This is a genomic window from uncultured Nisaea sp. (genome assembly GCF_963974195.1).
In the GTDB taxonomy this organism is placed as follows: Bacteria; Pseudomonadota; Alphaproteobacteria; order Thalassobaculales; family Thalassobaculaceae; genus Nisaea.
In genome coordinates, this window is record NZ_CAXBDC010000174.1 from 1 (window position 1) to 5,195 (window position 5,195).

A 5,195-nucleotide genomic window follows, 5' to 3' on the forward strand; every position below is an offset into this window, starting at 1 on the left:
TATCGCCGTAGGTCCAGACTGTTCCGAAGGGGATTTCCTGCATCGCGCGCCAGACAGACTGCTCGAAGGCGGAGCCGCGATTGAAGGCAAGGGGCAGCTCGAAATCGCGCCGCTCTTTTGCGAAGTAGGCATGTATCTGACGCTCTGCTTCCGCCAGAAGATCAGTTGTTGCGTTATCGGAATGAAATGCGGATGTTTCACGTGAAACCCATGTCAGGCCTGTGATGGCTCCAGCTTCTTCGGTCAGATGAATACGGCCGATGGGACTGTTGAAGCTATGCTGATGCGGCTCGCTCATGGCCGGGCCTCAAGGGCGGTTTGGAACGCTTGCGGATCAACTTCCGGCGCCGAGCAAACCTGATTGACGCAGAGATATGCGGCGGTTGCCCCGTCGACTGATCCCTTGCCGTGGGCTGGGTGATTATCCGGCAATGCGGTACCATCCTGGATGATCTGCAGGGTGGCGAGGGCCCGTCCGGCGGTGCGGGCGGCATTCGCCATTGCCTGGGTCTCTGCTGCATCCGGATCACCAACAATGACAATCTGCCGGCCGTGCAGGAGCCATTCCATGCCATTGAGCAGGCCGGGAAAGCCCTGTGGCTGTTGCTGGAAAGATCCGGCGAAGGCTTTCGTCAGATTGTCCGCGCTTTCGGCATAGGCCGTCTTTCCGGTCAGCAGCCAGAGCCGGGCGAGACATTCGACCAAGGTGCTGTTCCCGGCCGGGGTCACATTGTCGATCGCGGTCTTTGTCCGGAGCATCAGATCGGTCTGGTCGTCCGCCGTGAAGAAATAGGAGCCGTCCTTCGGATCACGGAAATACCGGTCGAGGACGGAAACCCATGCTTCTGCTTTCGCCAGATATTCAGGTTTTCCGGTCGCGGCTTCGAGGGAAAGCGCGGCGAGGATCATGTTCGCATAATCGTCGAGGGTGGCCGCATGCTTTGCCTGTCCGTTCCGGCAGGAATGCAGCAATCGCCCGTCTTTCTCCATATTGCTCACGATGAAGGCGAAGGCGCCTTCGGCACAGGCGAGCCAGTCCGCCTCCCGGAGCAGGATTGCCGCATCGGCGAGGGCGGCGATCATCAGGCCGTTCCAGTCGGCCAGTACCTTGTCGTCCCAGCTTGGGCGGATGCGTTTGTCGCGCAGGGTCAGGAGATGCTGGCGGGCGGCAGTGAGCTTTGCTTCGGTCTCCTCGGGGAAGGGGCCTTTGCGGTGGCGCCGGTTCAGGATCACCGTGTCTTCCCAGTTCCCGCCGGGCGTGACGTCGTAATGCTCCGCGAAGAGCGCGGAATCATGACCGGCTTCCGTCAGGCTTGCGGAGATCTCTTCCGCGCTCCAGACATAGAATTTCCCTTCCACGCCCTCGCTGTCCGCGTCGAGGGCGGAGGCGAAGCCGCCGCCGTCCGAGATCATCTCCCGGAACAGCCAGTCGATTGTCTCCCGGATGCGCTGCTCATAGAGCGGATTCGGCTCCTGGCGCAGCATCTCGGTCATCAGGGCGACGAGCTGGGCATTGTCGTAGAGCATCTTCTCGAAATGCGGGGCCAGCCATTCCGCATCGGTCGAATAGCGGGCGAAACCGCCGCCCAGATGATCGTAAATCCCGCCTTCGCACATGGCGGTGACGGATGTCCGCACAGCCTGCAGCATCTGGTCGTTCCTGGTGCGCTGGCCTGTCCGCCAGAGGAATTTCAGGATGGTTGGCTGGGGAAATTTCGGCGCGTCGCCAATCCCGCCATAAACCGGGTCGTGCTGGGATAGGAACTGAGCGGCGACGTCCGGCGCGGCTTCCAGCGGGATGCGTGTGCCGGGGTTGCCGGCAAAGACGGCTTCCAGACGTTGTGCGATGGCCGTGACATTGCTCGATACGCGTCCGGGATCCTCCCGGTAGACGCCTTCGATCTGGCGCAGTACATCCCGGAAGGCTGGCCGGCCATAGCGATTGTCCGGCGGAAAATAGGTGCCGCCCCAGAAGGGCGCGCCTTCGGGCGTCAGGAACATGGTGAGCGGCCAGCCGCCCTGCTGGCCCGTGATGGCGAGGGCGGTCTGATAGATCATGTCGAGATCCGGGCGCTCCTCCCGATCCACCTTGACGTTGACGAACAGCTCGTTCATCACCGCTGCGGTATCCGGGTCCTCGAAGCTTTCGTGGGCCATGACATGGCACCAGTGGCAGGCGGCATATCCGACGGAGAGCAGGATTGGCTTGTCCGCCCGGCGCGCCGTGGCAATGGTGTCTTCGGACCAGGTCTGCCAATGCACGGGATTGTCCCTGTGTTGCAGCAGATAGGGGCTGGTTTCCTTGTCGAGCTCGTTGCGCATGGGACAGCATCCGGGGTCGGGGTTTGCAGTATTCTTAGGCCAAAGGTGAGGGCTCGGACCCGTGAGGTCCAGCGCTGTGTATGGCACGGGAGTTGGGAACGGGATGAACGGATCGGCGGAAGAGACGATTTACGCGCTTGCCACGGCAGCGGGGCGGGCAGGCGTCTCCATGTTCCGGGTCTCGGGCCCGGCGGCGTTCGAGGGATTGCAGCGTCTGACGGGCCTGATCGGGGTTGAGCCGCGCATGGCTGTACGGGCGACGGTGTCCGACGCTGAAGGCGCGATTGATGACGGTCTGGTTCTGACTTTTCCGGGCCCGGCCAGTTTCACCGGCGAGGATGTGGTGGAGTATCAGATGCATGGCGGCCGTGCCGTGCAGACTGCGATGCTGCGGGCGCTGGCGGCCCAGCCGGGATACCGGATGGCGGAGCCGGGCGAATTCTCTCGCCGTGCGGTGCTCAACGGCAAAATGGATCTGACGGCTGCTGAAGGTATCGCTGATCTGGTGGATGCGGAGACAGAGGCCCAGAGGCTTCAGGCCCGGCGTCAGAGCCGGGGCGCGCTGGGTGCGCTGTACCAGGACTGGCGGCAACGGATGCTTCGAGTGCTCGGCCATATCGAGGCGCTGGTCGATTTTCCGGATGAAGATCTGCCGCAGGAGGTCTGGGACGGGATCCGGGGCCAAGTGTATGACCTTGATGCGTCGATTTCGGCCCATTTGGACGACGGCGGGCGGGGCGAGCGTCTCCGTGACGGACTACGTATGGCCATTATAGGCCCCCCGAATGCCGGTAAGTCTTCCCTCTTAAACTGGCTCTGCAAAAGGGATGCAGCGATAGTGTCCGACGTAGCGGGCACGACACGCGACATCATCGAGATCCATCTGGACATATCCGGGTATCCCGTCCTGGTAGCGGATACGGCAGGACTGCGTGAAGGGGCCGACTTTATCGAATCGGAGGGTATTCGGAGGGCCCGTGCCTGGGCCGAGACGGCTGATCTGGTCCTCGATCTGGTGGATGCACGATCTGCGGGCGAGAGAGAAGAGGCGGCGCCGGCCTCCGGAAATGCCGCGCGGATCTTGATCGAGACCAAGATTGACCTGCTTTCTGATACTGAACGGGTCCAGTCGGGCAAAGACCGCGTCGCGGTTTCCGTGGCAACGGGGGAGGGCATGGACGGGCTTATGGCGATGATCGCCGATAAAGCGGCAATCCTGATGGATCTGGGTGAAGCACCGGCACTTACACGGGCACGGCATCGGGACGGACTGACGGAATCCCTCGAGCATTTACGCCGCGCGCTCGCACAATGCGCTTTCGAGGCGGAAGAGTTTGATGTGGAATATGGGCTCGTGGCTGAGGATCTGCGCCTCGCGGCGCGGGCGCTGGGACGTGTGACGGGGGCCGTTGATATCGAGGAAATCCTCGATCTTGTGTTCTCGGAGTTCTGCATCGGCAAATAGAGCCTCCGTTTCACGTGAAACATGCAGAGCGGATATCGCGAAACAGAGATTGCCTTTTGCCGGGCGCCACAGCATTTTGGGCCTCACATTTTCCGCACTGATCCGGAGACGGACGCGATGTACGACGTGATAGTCGTTGGCGGCGGCCATGCAGGCTGCGAAGCGGCCGCAGCAGCGGCCCGGATGGGCGCTCGCACGCTTCTCGCCACCCATAAGATCGAGACCATCGGAGAGATGTCCTGCAACCCGGCAATCGGGGGGCTCGGCAAGGGGCACCTCGTGCGCGAGGTGGATGCGCTGGACGGCATCATGGGGCGCGCCATCGACCGGGCGGGTATCCAGTTCCGCATGCTGAACCGGAGCAAGGGCCCAGCCGTCCGCGGCCCCCGGGCCCAGGCTGACAGGGCGCTGTATCGCGCGGCAATCCGGGACCTGCTTGAAAATCAGGAAAACCTGACGATTGAAGCGGCGTCCGTTGAAGATCTGCTGCTGGATGAGTCTGGCGCAATTGCCGGGATCGTTGTCGATGGCGGCCGGGAGATCAAAGCCGGTGCCGTTGTGCTGACGACCGGCACATTCCTGCGCGGGGAGATTCATCTGGGTGAGGAACGCCGCCCGGCCGGCCGGGTCGGTGACGCGCCGTCCGTCGCGCTGGCCGAGACTCTGGCGCGCTTCGGTTTCAAGCTCGGCCGTCTCAAGACGGGAACCCCGGCACGGCTGGATGGAACGACAATCGACTGGTCCGGTCTGCAGGAGCAGAAGGCGGACGATCCGCCCGAGCCGTTTTCCTATCTGACGGACCGGATCACGGTGCCGCAGATCAGCTGTCACATCACTTATACGAATCCTGAAACCCATCAGGTGATCCGGGACAACCTGCATCGCTCGGCGATGTATGGCGGGCGGATCGAAGGGGTCGGGCCGCGCTACTGTCCGTCAATCGAGGACAAGGTGGTTCGGTTCGAGGATCGCTCTCAACATCAGATCTTTCTTGAACCTGAAGGACTTGATGATCCAACGGTTTATCCGAACGGGATTTCGACGTCGCTACCGGCCGACGTTCAGGCGGAAATGTTCAAGACCATTCCCGGTCTGGAAAACGCCCGGATCATCCGCCCCGGATATGCGATCGAATATGATTACGTGGATCCGCGCGAGCTCTCCCACACGCTGGCGACCAAGAAAATCCCCGGGCTGTATTTTGCCGGGCAGATCAATGGTACGACAGGATACGAAGAAGCGGCGGCGCAGGGCCTGATGGCTGGTGTGAATGCCGCGCTCCGGACCGGCGGCCAGGACGGGGACTTCGTGCTGGATCGCGCGGACGCTTATATAGGTGTCCTGATCGATGATCTGGTGACCAAGGGGGTGAGCGAGCCCTATCGCATGCTGACCTCCCGCGCCGAGT

General features: G+C 62.3%; 3 protein-coding genes and 1 pseudogene. 2 read left to right on the forward strand and 2 right to left on the reverse strand.

The window, feature by feature from the left end:
* A pseudogene (locus AAC126_RS21655) lies at positions 1-298 on the reverse strand (hypothetical protein); the annotation flags it as partial.
* The gene (locus tag AAC126_RS21660) at positions 295-2,322 is read right to left on the reverse strand and encodes a thioredoxin domain-containing protein (RefSeq protein WP_339857426.1); all 2,028 of its coding nucleotides are present in this window, start codon (positions 2,320-2,322) and stop codon (positions 295-297) included. The gene AAC126_RS21660 and the pseudogene AAC126_RS21655, both read right to left, overlap by 4 nt.
* 103 nt (positions 2,323-2,425) lie before the next feature.
* Between AAC126_RS21660 and mnmE the strand changes: the two genes are divergently transcribed.
* Positions 2,426-3,787, forward strand: a complete 1,362-nt coding sequence (gene mnmE, locus AAC126_RS21665) for a tRNA uridine-5-carboxymethylaminomethyl(34) synthesis GTPase MnmE (protein WP_339857428.1) — start codon at positions 2,426-2,428, stop codon at positions 3,785-3,787.
* 117 nt (positions 3,788-3,904) lie between these two features.
* On the forward strand, positions 3,905-5,195 hold a 1,291-nt coding region (mnmG, locus tag AAC126_RS21670; protein WP_339857430.1), incomplete at its 3' end, for a tRNA uridine-5-carboxymethylaminomethyl(34) synthesis enzyme MnmG.